11 protein-coding genes are annotated in these 18,192 nt (G+C 53.4%); 6 read left to right on the forward strand and 5 right to left on the reverse strand.

Annotated elements, in window-relative coordinates:
• Nucleotides 1-330: 330 nt before the first annotated feature.
• The 4 genes from AB1483_05690 to AB1483_05705 all read left to right on the forward strand — a co-directional run bounded on the left by AB1483_05690 (nucleotide 331) and on the right by AB1483_05705 (nucleotide 6,675).
• Nucleotides 331-3,378 (forward strand): GAF domain-containing protein, encoded by a 3,048-nt coding sequence (locus tag AB1483_05690; protein MEW6411951.1) that lies wholly within the window; start codon nucleotides 331-333, stop codon nucleotides 3,376-3,378.
• Nucleotides 3,379-3,696: 318 nt separating this feature from the next.
• Nucleotides 3,697-4,257: a sigma-70 family RNA polymerase sigma factor gene (locus tag AB1483_05695; protein ID MEW6411952.1), complete on the forward strand. Its 561-nt coding sequence runs from the start codon at nucleotides 3,697-3,699 to the stop codon at nucleotides 4,255-4,257.
• Nucleotides 4,258-4,671: 414 nt separating this feature from the next.
• Entirely contained in the window at nucleotides 4,672-5,268 is a 597-nt protein-coding gene (locus AB1483_05700; protein MEW6411953.1) for a penicillin-binding protein activator LpoB, read from the forward strand.
• A 6-nt stretch (nucleotides 5,269-5,274) separates the two neighbouring features.
• Nucleotides 5,275-6,675: a hypothetical protein gene (locus tag AB1483_05705; GenBank protein MEW6411954.1), complete on the forward strand. Its 1,401-nt coding sequence runs from the start codon at nucleotides 5,275-5,277 to the stop codon at nucleotides 6,673-6,675.
• Between the two features lie 7 nt (nucleotides 6,676-6,682).
• Here the strand turns inward: AB1483_05705 and AB1483_05710 are convergent, their stop codons facing one another.
• The 4 genes from AB1483_05710 to AB1483_05725 form a co-directional block, all read right to left on the reverse strand.
• Nucleotides 6,683-8,440, reverse strand: a complete 1,758-nt coding sequence (locus tag AB1483_05710; GenBank protein ID MEW6411955.1) for a DUF2207 domain-containing protein — start codon at nucleotides 8,438-8,440, stop codon at nucleotides 6,683-6,685.
• 19 nt (nucleotides 8,441-8,459) lie between these two features.
• Nucleotides 8,460-9,017, reverse strand: coding sequence for a LemA family protein (locus AB1483_05715; GenBank protein MEW6411956.1), 558 nt, complete (start codon nucleotides 9,015-9,017; stop codon nucleotides 8,460-8,462).
• 140 nt (nucleotides 9,018-9,157) lie between these two features.
• On the reverse strand, nucleotides 9,158-9,439 hold the full coding sequence (locus tag AB1483_05720) for a DUF427 domain-containing protein (GenBank protein MEW6411957.1): 282 nt from the start codon (nucleotides 9,437-9,439) through the stop codon (nucleotides 9,158-9,160).
• Nucleotides 9,440-9,648: 209 nt separating this feature from the next.
• Nucleotides 9,649-12,126 carry an FG-GAP-like repeat-containing protein gene (locus tag AB1483_05725; protein MEW6411958.1) on the reverse strand — a complete coding sequence of 826 codons (2,478 nt, stop codon included), beginning with the start codon at nucleotides 12,124-12,126 and terminating at the stop codon, nucleotides 9,649-9,651.
• Between the two features lie 448 nt (nucleotides 12,127-12,574).
• Here AB1483_05725 and AB1483_05730 point away from each other — a divergent pair, with 448 nt between their 5' ends.
• Together AB1483_05730 and AB1483_05735 are read left to right on the forward strand one after the other, a co-directional pair.
• Nucleotides 12,575-15,220, forward strand: coding sequence for a S8 family serine peptidase (locus AB1483_05730; GenBank protein ID MEW6411959.1), 2,646 nt, complete (start codon nucleotides 12,575-12,577; stop codon nucleotides 15,218-15,220).
• A gap of 136 nt (nucleotides 15,221-15,356) precedes the next feature.
• On the forward strand, nucleotides 15,357-16,346 hold the full coding sequence (locus AB1483_05735; GenBank protein ID MEW6411960.1) for a zinc-dependent alcohol dehydrogenase family protein: 990 nt from the start codon (nucleotides 15,357-15,359) through the stop codon (nucleotides 16,344-16,346).
• A gap of 17 nt (nucleotides 16,347-16,363) precedes the next feature.
• Here AB1483_05735 and AB1483_05740 read toward each other — a convergent pair whose 3' ends face one another.
• The gene (locus AB1483_05740; protein MEW6411961.1) at nucleotides 16,364-18,106 is read right to left on the reverse strand and encodes a serine hydrolase domain-containing protein; all 1,743 of its coding nucleotides are present in this window, start codon (nucleotides 18,104-18,106) and stop codon (nucleotides 16,364-16,366) included.
• Nucleotides 18,107-18,192 lie beyond the last annotated feature (86 nt).

The raw sequence follows: 18,192 nt of genomic DNA on the forward strand, positions 1-18,192 counted from the left end.
TATATTATCCGTTAAAACGGATTTTATTTCAAGCAACATCTGAGGCAAAGCCCGGCGTAACTGTCGCCCGGTAAGCGCGTTTGGTTTTATGCGACATCGGCAAATTACCTTGCGGAACACCTAAGCTTGTATTAGATTTAAACTTAGTTCATTTGGCGCCTCCTCGAGCAGGCCTGTTCAGGTAATTCCGCGAAAGGCCTTGTTAAAAAAGAGGGGGGTCATTATCGTACTTTTTAAGCACCTTGTCATGGCGAGATAATCACAGGCTGCCCCTATCAAGGGGTGGCTAAACAGGCCCGCTGGCAGGCTTGGAGAAGCCGGGGATTCGTTATGGATCGTAGACCTGATAAAGAGAACGACAACTTTTCCCGCAGGGCCGAGGATCACGGTAGAAACAAAAGGAGTCTGCATGAGACAGCGCTGGAATCGCTGACTCATCCATTTTATATCATCAACGCCGATGACTATACGGTGCTTCTCGATACCGCCTCGCCCGGCCTGACGCCATCGGCGAACTCCCCCAAGTGCTATGCGCTGTCACACGGAAGAAACAGCCCGTGTTCTCAGGCCGGAGAATCCTGCCCTCTCGAAATCGTGAAAGAGACCAAGAAGTCGGTGGTCGTTGAACATGTCCATCTCGACCGGAGTGGTCAGGCCAAACATTTCGAGATTCACGGTTACCCGGTTTTTGATGAAAATGAAGCGGTCACCAGCATAGTCGAGTACTGGCTGGACATTACCGAACGCAAACTTGCCCAGGAGCGGCAGAATTTTGCCACGCGGCTTTTAGAGCTGCTGAATAAATCCAGTGACAAGATTGACACTATCCGTGCCATTCTGCGCCTGATAAAGGAATTCACGGGATTCGAGGCGGTCGGCCTGAGGTTGAGAGAAGGTGACGATTTCCCGTACTACGAGACCATCGGGTTCCCCTCGCTGTTCGTTGAGGCTGAAAGACATCTGTGCGCCAGTGATGAACATGGCCGCCCTCTGCGCGATGCCGTTGGAAACCCTGTGCTGGAATGTATGTGCGGCACAGTCATCTCCGGCAACACTGACTCATCACAGCCCTTCTTTACGGAGTTCGGGAGCTTCTGGACGAACAGCACGTCCGATCTGCTCGAGAGCACCACGGAAAATGACCGGCAAGGGCGGACACGCAACTTATGCAACCGTGAGGGCTTCGAATCCGTGGCGCTGGTACCGCTTCGTATGGATTCGGAATGTATCGGATTGTTGCAGCTCAACGACCGGCGTCGGGATAGGTTCACTCCGGATTTGATCCACTTTTTCGAAGAAGTTGGGGCGAGCGTGAGTATTGCTCTGGCACGGACGAGAGCCGAGGAAGCTTTGAAGAAGGCTCGCGATGAACTGGAGGTCGGCGTCGCCGAGAGGACGATTGATCTGCTGAAAATAAACCAGCAGTTGCGGGCCGAAATCGCGGCTCGTCGACAAACCGAGAGCGCATTGAGAAAGACCTCCCGGGCGCTTAAAGTGCTCAGCCTCTGTAACAAATCACTCGTGCACGCCGAAAACGAGATCGACCTGCTGCAAAATGTCTGTGGGATACTTGTTGAAGAGGGTGGATACCGGCTGGCCTGGGTCGGTTGCGCCGAACAGAGCGAGCAAAAACGTGTGAAGCCCGTGGCTCAAGCCGGATTCGAACAAGGTTATCTGGAGCAAATTAACGTTTCATGGGCTGACAACGAATACGGGCAGGGGCCGACCGGCTCCGCCATTCGCATGGGTCGGCCGGCAATTGCCAGAGACATTCTCGACGATCCTAAGTATGCTCCGTGGCGCGATGAAGCCACCAAACGCGGCTATGCTTCTTCAATCGCACTGCCCTTGAGAGGCGACCGACAACCGATTGGCGCCCTGAACATCTACGCTTCCGAGCCGGACGCATTTGACGACGACGAGGTTTCGCTTCTGGTGGAACTGGCCGAAGACCTCAGCTACGGGATATCGGCCCTGCGCACCAGCGCCGATCACCGGCGCGCCGAAAAAGCCCTTCGAGAGAGCGAGTACCGTTATCGCGAACTGGTCGAAACCACCGACAATCTGGTTGTGCAGGTCGACCGCAACGGTCTGATAACTTTCGCCAATCGCACGGCCGAAAATATCTTCGGACTGGAGCCATCAAGCTGCCTTGGCCTGAACTATCTGGATTTCGTCCATCCGTCAGACCGCGAGTTCACCCGCAAAACAATTGATGGCGCTGTTGAAGAAAAGGTCAGTCACGTTACGGTCGAGAATCGGATCATCAGCCGCGACGGTCACGAGTCTCAGATGATGTGGACCATCGCTTTCCACCGCGATCCATCCGGCAATATCGAATGGCTGAATTGTATCGCCCGCGACATCACCGAAAGAAAACGATCCGAGGCCGAATTGCGTTACCGTCTGAATTTTGAGGCGCTGATAGCCTCAATCAGTAACAACTTCATCCATCTCAGAGCCGAAGAAATCGACGACGGAGTCGATTCGGCGCTTTCGAGAATAGGTGAGTTCACATCTGCCGATCGCTGCTACCTCTTTGAGTTCTCTCCCGACGGCGAGATTATGGACAATACTTTCGAATGGTGCCAGCCCGGCGTGAGCCGTCAGATCGAACACCTCAAGAATTTGAAGACGACGCGATTCCCGTGGGCGCTTACCAGGCTTCATCGATTCGAGGCAGTCAACATACCGTCGGTATCCGACCTCCCGCCTGAAGCAGCCGCCGAAAAAGAGAATTTCGATTTCCAGAGCATCAAATCACTTTTGCTCGTTCCCATGGTTTACAGCGGACAGCTGCTCGGTTTTGTCGGGCTCGACTCGGTCAGGCGCCAGAGAGAATTCGACGACGACACCATTTCACTTTTGCGTACCAGCGGCGAAATTTTCGTGAACGCCCTCATCCGTGCCCGGGCCGAGAAAGAGTTGAAAGAAGTCAACGAGAAGCTCATTGTCGAAGGCAAATCGCTCGAGAACAAAAATATCGCGATGCGAGAGGTGCTGGCCAGTTTCGAGGAAGAAAAACAGAAAACGAAACAGCACATCCTCACCAATGTCGAAGAGTCGCTGCTTCCCCTGTTAACCCGAGTCAAAGAGGGGACCCGACCATCGCACCAGAAACTCATCGATCTGCTCGAGCAATATCTGAAAGAAATCACATCGCCATACATCGACGAACTCAAATCCTCATACTCGAAACTCACCCCGCGGGAACTCGAGATATGCCGGATGATCAAAGTCGGCCGCCCATCCAAAGACATAGCAGCCATTCTGAATGTCTCTCTTCTGACGGTGCACAAACATCGTGAACAGATCCGCAAGAAGTTGGGGATTAAAAACTCCCGGACCAATCTCAGCAGTTTTCTTCAGTCACTCTAACCATTTAGTCGAAAATTGGATTCACTTTGTCCCGAATGTGAATCTTCTAATAGGCAAAGCAGGTTCTACTTTCCAACACTCTGTTCAAATCGGCGGACGGTCGCCGTGAAGCGTTATGTTGTTATCAGACATATGATTAATGAGTTTATATGACTTCAATTTATGACTATCAAGACCAAATCGATTTCGAATTACGTATTTTTTATACGTATTATGACCGTAACTTAGTCGCATTGACACACACAATTAATAGCGGTAAAATGCGTTTGTGTACAGAGTGCTATCAAGCTTAACCAGATTGTCCAGAGGGGGGATATTATGACGGAACTTGACAAAAGAAGAACCTTTGAGGCAGAGGCTTTGCCGGCGATGGATGCTCTTTATCGGAGCGCTCTTCGTTTGGCGAAAAATCCCTCAGACGCCGAGGACCTCGTACAGGAGACCTATGTCAAGGCGTATCGTTTCTGGGACAAATTCGAACCCGGTTCGAACTGTCGGGCATGGCTGTTCAGGATAATGACAAATGTCTTCATCAACGAATATCGCTCGCGCTCGAGAAACCCGGTATCCGCCAGCAGCGATGAAATAGACGACCGGTTTCTTTACGCCGATGAGGACAGCCGGGATCCGGAGCAGCTTTGGGTCACCAGGACGGTGGGCAGCGATGTTCTCAGGGCGATCGACAGTCTTCCCGATGAGTTCCGGCTGGTGGTGGTGCTTTCGTTCGTGGAGCAGTTTACGTACAAGCAGATTGCCGATATGACCGGTTTACATCTTGGCACCGTAAAATCGCGACTTCATCGCGGCCGTAAACTGTGTCAAAAGATTCTGGCGGGTTACGCCGCCGATTACGGTCTGACGCCGGCCGTAACAGGTTGACTGGACGGATGCTACCGGTTGGAGATATCAGCCGCGGCGGCCCACACTAACGCGGCCAGGGGGACAGAGTAAAACCCGGGGACAGCGGTCACGTGCTCTCGGAAAAAACCCAGGGATGCATGGGAACCTCAGAAACGGAGGGCGGCTCGCAACCGCCCTCACCGCATTAATGAGACTTCTCCAAATCAGCTAATATGCTCATCGAAGAGATTGCTCGATGAATTGAACGCCAGTCGCCTCAACGGCTCTCGCCACTCGACAGTTACCCAGAAAAATGGTTGAAAAAAAGCCGCCGCTCCCTATAAATTCCGTTGGTACCGGTATCGTATAATGAAAAAAACTGGATGGTTACCGGCATCAACGATTTGTAAAGTAATAGAATGATCGATAATCGCGAACAAAAAAGGAGTTGAAATGAAGAATCTGTTGGTCTTTGCCCTGCTGGCCATTCTACCGCTCGGATGCGGTGGTGGCAAAACAGTCACGCGCCTCGACACCGAAAGCGTGACCGACTTGAGCGGCAAATGGAATGACACCGACTCGAGGTTGGTGGCCGAAGAAATGATATCCGACTGTCTGTCGCGCCCGTGGCTGACGGATTTCGCCGCCGCCCAGGGAGCCAAGCCGGTGGTGACAGTTGGAACCATCCGCAATCTCTCCAGCGAGCACATCCAGATGGAAACATTCATCTCGGATTTCGAAAGAGAACTGATAAACTCGTCACAGGTCCGTTTCGTAGCCAGCAAGGAAGCCCGCTCGGAAATTCGCGAAGAACGCTTTGAGCAACAGGAGTTCGCGTCGAAAGAAACCGCCAAGAAACTTCGCGAAGAAACCGGCGCCGATTTCATGCTGCAAGGAGCCATCAAAACCATCACCGATCAGGAAGAAGGCAAGAGCGTGGTTTTCTACCAGACCGACCTCGAACTGATAAATATCGAGAGCATGGAGAAAGTCTGGATTGGCACCAAGAAAATCAAGAAGGGTATCGCCCAGTCAGGCACCAAGTGGTAAACAGCTGTGATCGGTAATCTCGCTACAAAACGGATACTGATAACTCTGGCTTTAATCGGCTTGCTGGGGGGATGTGGCTCGCTGAAAACACGGCGCGGATTCTATGATCCCATCACGGCCGAACTTCGGAGCGGCAACCTTGACAGCTCTCTCGCCCTGCTCGAAAAAGCCAGAGAAGAAAACAAGTACGGCGAGAAAGACCGGTTCATTTATTTTCTCGATGCCGGCATGCTCAATCACTATGCCGGTAACTACCGCGCGAGCAATGATAAGCTGGATTTAGCCGAGGCCGCCGCCGAGGAGTTGTTTACAAAAAGCATCTCCCGGGCGGCGGTATCGCTTCTGCTAAACGACAACGCCCTCGAATACGCCGGCGAGGATTATGAGATTCTCTACGCCAATTTGATCAAAGCGCTCAATTATGCCGAGGGTGGCATGTTCGACGAGGCCTTTGTGGAAATCCGCCGGGCCAATCTCAAACTCGAATTGCTGGAGCAGAAATACGGCGATGCCGCGGCGCAGCTTCAGCGTGGCCTCGAAGACGACACGAATCGTGTCCAAATTGACTATGCTATTGAAAAAGTGCGGTTCCACAACGACGCCTTTGCCCGATATCTGAGCATGCGCATGTATGCCGCCGATGGAAAGATGGATGACGCTCGAATCGACCTGGATTATCTCAAGACCGCTTTCGAAACCCAGCCCCATGTGTACGACTTCGCTATGCCCGAGGTGAAATACCGCTCCGACAGCGCGGCAATTCTCAGCGTGATCGGCTTCGTCGGATTAGCACCCACCAAAGAACCGCTTCGCCTTCGCATCAGAACCGACAAAGACCTCGATCTGGTACAGATACTCTATGATGGTCCCGGAAAGGAGGATGTCGAATACGGGCATATCCCGATGCCGGTTTCGGCAGACTACTATTTCAAGTTCGCCATTCCCACGATAGTCCCGCGGCCCACCGAAGTTGATCGCATCAGGGTACTTGCCAACGGGAGTGTTATCGGCGAGCTGCAACTTCTCGAGGATGTCAGCAAAGTCGCACAGGAAACGTTCAATGCCAAAAAGTCGCTGATTTATTTCCGTTCGGTGGCCAGGGCCGTAGCCAAAGGGCTGGCCGGTCACCAGCTAAAAAAGAAGGCTGACACCGGCGGTCTTGAAGGATGGCTGAAGAAGGCGGCTATCGATGTTGCGACTGATGTCACCGAGGATGCCGACCTTCGGTCAAGCCAGTATCTTCCCGGAAGAGTTTATGTCGGGGATTTCGAGGTCGCCCCGGGCAGCTACGACCTGACGGTCGAATTTTATGATTCGATCGGCAATCTTATCGAGTACAGTTACTATGAGGACTTCACCGTCACCGATGGTGGCCTAAACCTGGTCCAGGCTTTTACGGTCCGTTGAAAGCCGGCTACCAGCTACCGCCGCCGCCTCCTCCCCTGCCCCCACCGGAGAAGCCACCACCGCCGCCACCACCACTGGTTCCACTTGACCGCGGACGGGAAAACGTGGCTGAACTCAGGCTACCCGTAACCGCACCCATCGAATGCGTGAACGCTACGGGGCTGAAAGTCCTGAAACCGCCGGAGGCTACATACCAGTTCGGCGGTTCGTTGAAGATTCCTTCAAACGCTTCCGCCCAGTGATCGACAACATCGAGCGCAATCGCGTAAGGCATGTATTTACAGAAGACTTCTTTTCCCATACGCTCGACACGGTCCTTATCGGCGCGGTTCATGAATTCCTGAAAACCGATAACTTCCATGTAGGCAGCGGCTCCCCGGCGGGTTTTGACAGGCATCGCGCCTGCAAACGCCATCACGATTACACCGCTGAACACGGCGGCGATAATTCCTCTCAGACTATAATCGGGATCGAAAATTACGGCTCCAAGAATACCGAAGACGATAAACACTACCCCGATTCCCATATAGGAGCCTCTCACAGTCGGGGGACTCATGGCAAAATATTTCTTCTGTTTTAGTCCGCTCCAAAGAGTGTCGCGCAGGGATTTGAGATTTTTGTAGAACCTGTTTTTGAGATAGGACACCTTGACCGCGCCGGCACCCGCTTCAAAAAGATCGTTGAAAAGCGTTTGTTCAAACTGATCCAACCCGGCATCGGCTTCCTTGAGTTTAATCAGATCGTAATCCACGCTTTTGAACAGTGACAGGAAGCCATCTATCTTAATCTCCTCAATCCTCAGGTATCCCTTAACGGCGAGACCTACGATAGAGGCAGTCAGGTCCCTGGGGTCAAAGCGCTCATCGATAAGCGAGCCTACTTCTGCAGCAGACAGCGGTTTGCCGTTGTGCTTCGGCGGCTCGTACATAACCGTGACAGCCTCGCGGACCCGGGGGTCTCTCCCCTGACGCCACCAGTGAAACAGCATAAAAACGAGCACGATGACAGGCACGATGAATACCCAGTTCTGCCGAAGATTATATTTATAAACAAAGCGCTCCAGTGCGGTCGGTGGCCGGACTATGCCCTTATCCCAGCCGTAGGCGACAGTCAAACCTTCTCGGGCACCCAGACTGCGTGTAGCTTTGTAGGTCACACCATTCTCGTAAGTTTCCGAAACGCAGGCTGATTCGTTTTGCCCGTATCGGCCGGTGTAGCAGCCGGTCAATTGCTGCTGGGTCTTTTTGTCTGTGTCAAGATTGATCGTCGCCGAGGCTGACTCGATGGCGGCATCCCAATACGTACCGGTCACATTCCAGTAAAGTTCGTCGTGATCTTCCAGAAACAACAAGCCGTTCTTGACGCGGTAGGTGACGACATAGGACTGTCTTCCGCTCACATAAACATCGGGATGTCCGATTCGAATGTTAACAACCGAACCTTTCCTGCTTACCTTATAATCCCACTCTTTCCCGGTTTTGTCTGTGACAGCCATGACATCAAGCGGAGTGCGTACGGTGCTGCCCAGTTCGTCTTTGTACTGGTATGGGATTTCACGGTAAATGCCGTGGCGCTGACGATGGAAGGTGAGCTCGATGGTTTCGGTTACGACAAAAGAGCCGTCCTCGTGGACATTTATATCCGAGTGGAAGCTATTGATAGTAAAGTACTCGGCGATCGCATTCGGAGCGGCAACGGCCACCGCAGCCACCGCCATAAGCGCCGTGAGTACCAACCGGGCAGAGTACATATTTAACCTGTTCACACGCTACCCCCTTGCACTTTCAGGACGAGAAGTCGGGTTTGATGGGCTTGCGCTCGGCTTCGGATTCGAGCTGGAAGAACTCCTCCTGCTTGAAGTTGAACATCGAGGCCACGATATTCGATGGTACCGATTCGATGACAATATTGTAGTCGCGGACTACCGCATTGTAGTACCTTCGGGCTGACTCGATACTGTCTTCGAGGGCCTGAAACTGATTCTGGAGCTGGACGAAATTTTCATTGGCTTTCAGCTCCGGATATGCTTCGGCCACGGCGAACAGACTCTTGAGGGTGTCGCGGAAGATGTTCTCTTTCTCGGCAGCCTCTTTCGGCGAGCCTGCCTGCATGGCGGCGGAGCGGGCCTGGGTCACTCTCTCAAAGACACCCTTTTCATGAGCAGCATATCCTTTGACCGTCTCAACCAGGCTCGGCACCAGATCGAACCGTTTCTTGAGTTGAACATCGATATCCGACCACGATGACTTCACCGTGTTTCTGAGTCTGACCAGCCTGTTGTATATTGTGACGAAGACAATTATCACGATGGCGATTACACCGACGAGAATTATTGAACCCATGAGTTCCTCCGATATTTTTTTGGATTATGCTTAAGACTATGGATTTCAAATAGTCTTGTCAAGCCGGATATGCTCGAAGGAGTGGGGCTTCTACCGGCCCTGTGAGACAGGCGCTGTGAATCTGTCGCGGGCGCGGCGATTCAGGGAAGAATCTGCACGCCTTTCCAGAATGCGATATGGTCTTTTATTTCCATCGCGGCGCCCTTCGGCTGGGGATAATGCCAGGCGGCATCGCGGTTCTCACGTCCATCGACAACCACATCGTGATAATACGCCATCCCCTTGCGGGGACAAATGGAGAGCGTATCCGACGGTTTCAGAAACTCTTGATTCACCGAATCCAGAGGGAAATAGTGATTTCCCTCAATTATGATAGTCCTCTCGGATTCAGCTATTACCTTACCATTCCATATCGCCTTCATCTGGTAACCTTCCTGCTGGTTTACTTATCTCCAGATATACGCTGAGAACTCTCGCGGCGTTGAACTCCTTCGAAGCAAAAATCAATTCCGTTATCCTGCAAACACTTCGGACCGAAATATCGGTCAAAAAAAATCCCCGACAGGAGGTGCATCCTCTCGGGGACTTGGGGGACCGTCATACAAACGGTATAAAACCGCTTATTATGACTTTATTTTATAAGCAGCATCTTCCTTGATTCCGAGTAATCTCCGGCAGTGATTTTATAGAGATAGAGTCCCGTGGCAACGGATCTGCCGTTATCGGTTTTGCCATCCCACACCAGCTCGTAGTTGCCGGCGGTCTTGAGACCTTCGTCGAACTGCCGCACCCTCTGACCCAGAAGATTGTAAATATCCAACCTGACCTCTGCCCGCGTCGGCAGACTATAAGCGATGGTGGTGGTCGGGTTAAACGGGTTGGGATAGTTCTGCCGCAGCATGAATTTGTCCGGCACGGGATCGCCATACACGATCTCCGTTACGGGGGTAAGGATGGTGTAACGATTCAGCATCACCGAGATATTATCGTGATTATAGTTGGAAACCGCGACATCGGGATAGCCGTCGTTGTTGAAATCGGCAATCGCCATACCCTCGGAGTCATCGCTCGTGATACCGTAGTGCATCGGCTCCCCAAAATTGCCCGCACCATCGCCAAGGAAAACCGAGAAATTGTATGATTCGGTGTTCAATACCACGAAATCCATGTTCCCGTCGCAGTCGAAGTCGGAAACATCGATTTCATATTGTTCATAACCGGCGTAGTAATATTGGGTCGCATCGAAGCCCGACCCGTTATTCATAATCACGCACACTTCGCTTGAGTCGTAGCTGCCCACAATGATATCAGCGTAGCCGTCGCTGTCGAGGTCATTGACACAAACCTGGTACGGATAGTAAATATCGCCGATAGCAATGTTGCCGCTGGTGCTGAAATCGCCGCTGCCATTGTTGAAAAACGCCTGAACGCAGTGGTTGGTGTAGTTGGGAATCACCAAGTCAATAGAACCGTCACCATCGAGGTCCCCCCCGTCGATAGCGCTGTGGCCGGGGGCGCTTATGACCGGATAATTGGTGGCCGCCGCAAACGTACCATTGTTGTTGTTAAACAGGACGGAGATAGTGGCGCCGGTCGAATTGACGGTGGCAATATCCGGAAGACCGGAGCCGTTCAGTTCTCCCACGAAAACTCCCCTGGGTCTCAGGTCGCACGCGTATGTAGCCGGCGCCCCAAAGGTTCCGTCGGTCCTGCTCAGCAAAACGGTAATATAGTTCTGGGTGGCATCGGAATGACCTATAATCAGGTCTTCCTGGTTCTGGGCGTCGACATCAGCGGCCACAATCTCGTAGGGGGAATTGCCTACTGCGGTTATTTGGAATCTGGCGAAATGGCCGGTGCCATCACCAGTTAACACCAGAACGCTGTCGTTCCACCAGTCCAGCGTGGCGACGTCGATGTTACCATCGTGATTGAAGTCGGCCATACACAGCGACTGAGGACCGTCGTTCGTATAGCTCTGGGCCGGGTACTCGAAGTCTCCGTCCCCCTGAGTATTGAACAGCAACGCCACGTAACTTGCGGCGCTGCCGTAATTACCGGGATTCAGGCCGATCGCCAGGTCGTAGTTGTCATCATCATCGAGTTTTCCAACAGCAAGAGCTTCTCCCCCATCCCCGAAAAAGTACCTTCTGGTGGATGTGAAGGCGCCGGAGCCGTTGTTATAATAAACATATACGGAGTCATCGACCGCCGCCAGATCGGGACCATTCACTCCATCCAGATCAACAGCGCTAAGACCATAACCGGAGCCCGTGACACCGGAAGAACTGTGGCTGCTGAAAGCGCCGTTACCGTCATTGGCATATACGGCCAGGCCGTTGTACCAGGTAATGGCTATGTCCAAATCGGTGTCGCCGTCAAAGTCAGCCGTACATATACTGCTGGCGTAATTGCCCAGCGCGTAGGTGTTGTCGACGACAAAAGCGCCCGACCCGTCATTTAGAAGAATACTGTAATTCGGAACGCCGGTACTCACCGCGATGTCCGGGAACGTATCGCCATCGAAATCGGCCACGACGAGGTTGCTCTGATAAGTACCCACGGTGTAAGCGTTATCCAGGGTGAAATTGCCGGACCCGTCGTTGGTCCAGACGGTCAGGTCGGTGAAGGCGTAGTCGTAGTGGGCTACGATCAGGTCGTTATCGGCGTCGCCATCTATATCCGCCAGCTTAAATTTCCTTGGCGAAGTAGTTAATCCGGATATCTGAGTCGCCGCGCCAAAAGTGCCATCCCCGGCATTGTCGAGCGTATAGATGTTGTTATAGGTGGCGACGACCAGGTCAATATCCGAATCATTGTCGATATTAGCCGCCTCGATGTAATACTGAGAAGTACCGATGGTATAAAAGGCGGCGGTCTCGTAAACACCGTCTCCTTGGCCAATCAAGACGGCGATACTGTCACCGCTATACTGCGCACAGGCAAGGTCATTGATGCCGTCGGCGTTGAAATCCGCGATGCAGATATCGATTGGCTCATAACCCACCGGATAATGGACGCTGGCTTTGAAAAGCGGCCCCTCAACGGCCGCCTCGGCGGTAAACGCAAACAAAACGCAAATCGCCCCCGCTATTACCAAATTTCTCATAGCTCCTCCTGCGATTTCTATTACTTTTGAGTAAACTTTTGTAATCGGACCGGTGCGAATCATTAGAGATTGCCCCTGAGTAATCTATTGGTTGGACTTTCTTGCAACAATTTGTCACATAAGCACATTGTTGTCAACCTCGAACAGCCTCATTTTCTGGAAAATCGACCGGTAGGTCTGCCGCGGGTGCCAGTAGGTCCAATCCGGCAAAATTGCCTGTCTGGCCGGAAGATTTTCCTTGTATTAAATTTGAGTTAAATGTACTTTTAAATGTTAACAGTACAATTCCAAAAGCGACAACTCAAGAGTACATTACAGAATTTGGCAGCACGTTCTATTAACATTCAAAAAAGATCGGGGAGGTGATATCGCACAGTGAATCTTGGCGCGATTTCGCGCGCATTCCAAGCAAATCCGCAGTACTTTCAACAGTATATCAGGAGGAAAAATGAAAAGAACCGTTATTATCCTTGTAGCGGTTTTACTAGCTACCAGTAGCCTTTTCGCCGCCGAAACTGCCCAGCAGATGCGGGCAGAAAATGTTCCTTCCTTTGTCGGGTACGCCCCGAACATGATTATCGTTCAACTTAAAGATGACGCTGTTTTGGAACTCAACCCATCAGACTTCCATTCCGGAAACGCCTTCCGCGGCATAGCCGAGCTTGATGCCGTAGGTCAGCGCCACGGGGTCGAACGCGTTGAGAAGAGATTCGCCGGCATTAGCCTTGACAGAGCCAACACGCCCCAGGAACGCGCTCTGACGAGATTTTTCGGCGTTTTCGCCGAATACGGTGACCTTGACGCTATGGTCAGGGACTATGAGAGCCTTCCGCAGGTAGTCGAAGCCCACAAGGTCCCTCTTCACCAGATGGATGCTACCCCCAATGATCCGCTCTATTCGAGCCAGTGGCATTATTACAACACCTACAGTGTTAATGCCGACCAGGCTTGGGATATGGAACCCGGCGACGCGACTGTCGTAGTCGGTATTCTTGACTCCGGCGTAAAATATGACCATGGTGATCTCGGCGGTTCGAACCCTCCCGGTCCGGCTGACAACAGCACCAATGGAAATATCTGGGTCAACAGCCTTGAGGTTCCCGGTAACGGCATAGATGACGACAACAACGGTTATGTCGATGACGTGGTCGGTTGGGACTTTCTGGCGACAAGCTCGCGCTGCAAAGACGCCGATTGCTATACGCCTGACAACGACCCGATGGATGGTCTGGGCCACGGCACCCACTGTGCCGGCACGGTAGCCGCCATCAACAACAATGCCTACCGCGTTGCCGGTGTTGCCGGTGGTTTCAGCAACGGCACTTTTGAGAGCACCGCTAACGGCGCGAAAATTCTCTGCTGCAGAATCGGTTACAAGACCTCCAATAGCGGCGTGGTCGACATGGCCGCGGCCGCCGAAGCGATGGTCTATACCGGTCAGCTGAAAGCTCGCGGCGTTAACGTTGCCGCCATCAACTGCTCGTGGGGTTCCTCGCTGACCACCGACCTGGCGGCCGCTGTGGACTACCTCGTCTCGCAGGATGTTCTCGTCGTCGTCGCCGCCGGTAATGACGGTCAGGACATCGTGAGATACCTTAACTCCCGCTCAGACTGCATGAGTGTCGGCGCCACCGACGTCAACGGCAACCCGGCTTCGTTCTCGAACTATGGGACCTGGGTTGAAGTTGCCGCTCCGGGTGTTGGCATCATCAGCACCGTGACCGGTACCGGCGACCTCACCGCCACCTACTCAGGCACCTCCATGGCCGCCCCGCACGTTTGCGGTGTTGCCGCTGTTATAGAGTCTTATGACGCCAGTCTGTCGCGCCAGGACAAGTGGAACCTGATTTGTGATCCGGCCAATGTCAATGCCTACAACGTCACGAAATACGTCGGTGTGGGTATTGCCAGCGCCAAGAAGTGTCTCGATGCGATAGCTGAGCCGGTTACCGACCCGCCGGTTGCCAATTTCAGCGGCTCGCCGACCAGCGGTAACTATCCGTTGACGGTCAATTTCACCGACCTTTCCACCAACAGCCCGACCTCGTGGGATTGGAATTTCGGTGACGGCAGCGCGCACGTTTACACCCAGAACCCGTCGCACGTCTACAGCACGGCCGGCACCTACACGGTGACCCTGGTTGCCGCCAATGCCTATGGCTCGGATGCGGAAGTGAAGACGGGCTATATCACGGTCACGGCTCCGACCAACCCGCCGGTCGCGGCTTTCACCGCCTCGCCGACCAGCGGCACGGCTCCTCTGGAAGTAGCCTTCACCGATCAATCTACCGGTGGCGCTACCTCGTGGACCTGGAACTTTGGCGATGGCAGCGCTCTGTCATACGTCCAGAATCCCACCCACACCTATGCTTCGGCCGGCAGCTACGATGTTACCCTGACTGTCAGCAACGCCTACGGCAGCGATTCCGAGACCAAGTATGATTACATCGTTGTCTCCACGGCCGGTGAACAGACGATGCACGTCCACGACATCAATGTCTGGCGTGTCCTCATAGGCTGGAAATGTGACAGCTACGTGCAGGTCTGGATATACGACCAGAACAATCAGCCGGTCGAAGGTGCGGCGGTAACGGTCGCTGTGAGCGGCCCGGTCACCGGCTCCGGCACCTTTACCACCCTTGCTGACGGTTCAATCACTGTCCACACCGGTACTGTTACGAGCTGCTCCGGCGATTTCTGCTGGGAGGTCACCAACGTCGTCAAGACCGGTTACACCTACAACTCGGCCGCCAACAACGAGACCAAGGTTTGCGAAAGCGGCGTGGTTTACAAAGGTGATCCGACCAACGCTCAGCAGTTGACTCTCCCGAACGAATACGGCCTGGGTCAGAACTATCCCAACCCGTTCAACCCGACCACCGAGATCTTCTTCTCCCTGCCGGAAAACAGCCGGGTGAAACTCGAGGTCTTTAACATTCGTGGTCAGAGAGTCACGACGCTTGCCGACGGTATGTACACCGCCGGACAGCACTCCGTGACGTGGGATGCCTCCAGTGTCGCCTCGGGCGTTTATTTCTACCGTCTCGAGACTGACAATTTCGTCGACCAGAAGAAGATGCTTCTGTTGAAGTAAGCTCTTCAAATAGAGACCATTTGGGGACAGCCATGAAAATGGCTGTCCCTTTTTTATCCATGAATGCCTGGAACAAATAGGTTGTCCCGAGACAAAGCCATATATAGATTCTGTGATAAAGAAAGAGGGATGCGTTTTGCGAGCCATGATTCTGGACAAACCCGGCCGGCCCCTGCGCCTGACCCAAGTGTCCGACCCGAAGCCTTCTCGCGGACAGGTGCTGATACAGGTGAGCGCGTGTGGAGTATGCCGCACAGATCTTCATGTCGTCGACGGCGATCTCACCGAACCAAACCTTCCCATAATACCCGGACACCAGATTGTGGGAAGGATTGTCGATGCCGGCTTTTCTCAATCGGGCTTCAAGAAGGGTGACCGGGTCGGTGTGCCGTGGCTGGGGGGAAGCTGTGGGCACTGTGACTATTGCCTTTCGGAACATGAAAACCTTTGCGACGAATCAAAGTACACCGGCTATCAGATAAACGGCGGGTTTGCCGACCTGTGCGTGGCCGATGAGCGGTTTTGTTTCCCTATACCGGAAGACTACCCCGATCTTCAAGCGGCGCCACTGCTTTGCGCGGGGCTTATCGGGTACCGGTCGTTGCGTATGGCCGGGGACGGGCTCAGGCTGGGATTTTACGGTTTTGGCGCGGCGGCGCATATACTCATTCAGGTGGCCCGGTTTCAGGGTCGCGAGGTCTATGCCTTCACCAGAGAAGGTGACATGGAAAGTCAACAGTTCGCCAAAAACCTCGGAGCGAACTGGGCCGGAAACTCAAATGACAATCCGCCGGTGTTGCTCGATGCCGCCATCATATTCGCGCCGGTCGGTGAGCTGGTTCCGGCCGCCCTTCGCGCTGTCCGCAAGGGCGGGGTGGTCGTCTGCGCGGGAATTCACATGAGTGATATACCCTCTTTTCCCTACTCAATACTGTGGGGCGAAAGAATCGTCCGCTCGGTGGCCAACCTCACCAGGCGCGACGGCGAGGAGTTTCTCGCTCTCGCGCCGAAAGTACCGGTAAAAACCGAGGTTCATCCCTACCCGCTCGAAAGAGCCAATGAAGCCCTCGAAGATTTGAGGGCGGGCCGATTCAACGGCGCCGCCGTCATCGTCGTACGCCAATAGCTCTTCTGCCCGAAGACCTAATGCCCCAGTACGGCTTTCCGCCCACTTTCAATATCGCCAACCCAGAGCGTGTCGCCCGTGAAAGTAAGAATAATATTGCGCGCGGCGCTTATATCGTAGGTGAAAAATTTGCCATCATCGATCGGCCGCAAAGTCAAGACCATCGCCTGTGGAGGCGGGACCGGCCCAAGCCCGATCATCTTGCCATCAAACCAGATCATGCGATAGAAAAACGCGCTCGTTGCTCCCTGAATCTTAACAATTGTCTCCGTGGCGCCGGGGCGATAGCCCGACATGGTAGAGTACATCACTTCAGCAGCGGCCAATGGTCCGGTCATGGAGGCGTATTGTTCTTTTCGCGTGTACCAGAGGTCTTTTAGCCGCTCGAGGCGATCATCATCGTTTACGAGAATCCGCATCGGCTCGAAATCGTCCTTTACGGCGGCCGTCATAACCTCAAGCGATCTCTTCTCATTACCTGCCACAACCGTCTTCAGACTGTCACCGGAGATATAAAGTGCCGTAAGCGCCCCGCCCCCGACCGGTGTCATGAGCATTCTATCGCCGGACTCGGCGACAAGATATGCGCTTTGTTCATCCAAAAGATAATTGCCCCGATATTTCGAGAAGTCACCTTTGATGTCGTCGATGGCAAAGGGCAGCTCGACATCCGCTCCGAACACGATGTCCGTTACTTTATCTCTGACACCCTGCTCGTGCAGAATCTCCGGGCCACTGACATTGGAGAAAAGCATGATAACGATATTCGAGTCCACGAAACGCTTGAAATCGGCGGCACAGCCGAGCATGCTGCCGCCGTCGTGCTGTATCAACATCCCCCGCTCGGTATCCAGAACATCCCATCCGTACGCGTAATCGTTGAGGAAAGGCGTGTACATTTTCTGTTTGGCTTCAGCCGACAGAATCTCGTCGCCCATAAGGACCCGGTGCCAACGGAGCATGTCAGCGGTCGTGGACAGAATGCCCCCGTTGCCGATGTAGTTCCAATAAGGATAGTCCTTGTCCAGGGGAATGCCGTTGTCGATATCGCCGTTATACCAGTGAGCAACGATCTTGCCGGTGTAATCGGGAATCCGGTATCCGGTGAAGTTCATGCCGGACGGCTTGAACAGGTACTCGTGCAGAAATTCTTCGTAAGACATCCCGGAGGCCAACTCGACGATTGCGGCAAGCATGGAGTAACCGAGATTGCTGTACTCGAACTCCTCGCCCGGGGCAAACCTCAGGGGTGCCTCAAGTATTTTGCGCATCGTCTCGTCGCGGTGCGCTATTTCGAAATCACCCCCCATGACATCGTCATTGACACCCGACGTATGTGTCAACAGGTGATGCAGTGTGATCCCAAGTTTATCGGGAGGAACGTTGTCGAAATACTTCGAGACGGGGTCCCCTGTGCTCAGTTTTCCCATCATTTCCAGCTTCATAATCGCGGCGGCGGTGAACTGCTTGGTGATGGAGCCGACACTGAATATCGTCTGCGGGGTGTTGGCGATACCTTCGGCCACATTGGCCAATCCGTACCCTTTGTTGAGTAGAACTTCATCTCCTTTGGCGATCAACGCGGCGCCGGAGAAACCGAACGGTACCAGTTTGGTGAGATAAACATCAACTCTTTCTCCTGCGCCTGCCGCAACGACCTGAGCTTCAGCATCCGGTCCTGCCTTTCGATCGCAAGAGTGAGCTGCCAATATAACCGCAAGCAAAAGAGTTATCACCGCGAGCACTTTGGTGGTCCGCATTTTTGGTCTCCCTGAGTTATCGATTGAATTTCCAATAAGAGATATTATCCACGCTGTCCGCAACGTCAAGCTTTTACTTGATACCA

This window comes from Candidatus Zixiibacteriota bacterium, from assembly GCA_040756055.1.
In the GTDB taxonomy this organism is placed as follows: domain Bacteria; phylum Zixibacteria; class MSB-5A5; order GN15; family FEB-12.

Excerpts from the sequence above, each read along its gene's own strand:
- AB1483_05690 (MEW6411951.1), top strand. The coding sequence starts at position 331 with ATGGATCGTAGACCTGATAAAGAGAACGACAACTTTTCCCGCAGGGCC.
- AB1483_05695 (MEW6411952.1), top strand. The coding sequence starts at position 3,697 with ATGACGGAACTTGACAAAAGAAGAACCTTTGAGGCAGAGGCTTTGCCG.
- AB1483_05700 (MEW6411953.1), top strand. The coding sequence starts at position 4,672 with ATGAAGAATCTGTTGGTCTTTGCCCTGCTGGCCATTCTACCGCTCGGA.
- AB1483_05715 (MEW6411956.1), bottom strand. The coding sequence starts at position 9,017 with ATGGGTTCAATAATTCTCGTCGGTGTAATCGCCATCGTGATAATTGTC.
- AB1483_05720 (MEW6411957.1), bottom strand. The coding sequence starts at position 9,439 with ATGAAGGCGATATGGAATGGTAAGGTAATAGCTGAATCCGAGAGGACT.
- AB1483_05725 (MEW6411958.1), bottom strand. The coding sequence starts at position 12,126 with ATGAGAAATTTGGTAATAGCGGGGGCGATTTGCGTTTTGTTTGCGTTT.
- AB1483_05730 (MEW6411959.1), top strand. The coding sequence starts at position 12,575 with ATGAAAAGAACCGTTATTATCCTTGTAGCGGTTTTACTAGCTACCAGT.
- AB1483_05740 (MEW6411961.1), bottom strand. The coding sequence starts at position 18,106 with ATGCGGACCACCAAAGTGCTCGCGGTGATAACTCTTTTGCTTGCGGTT.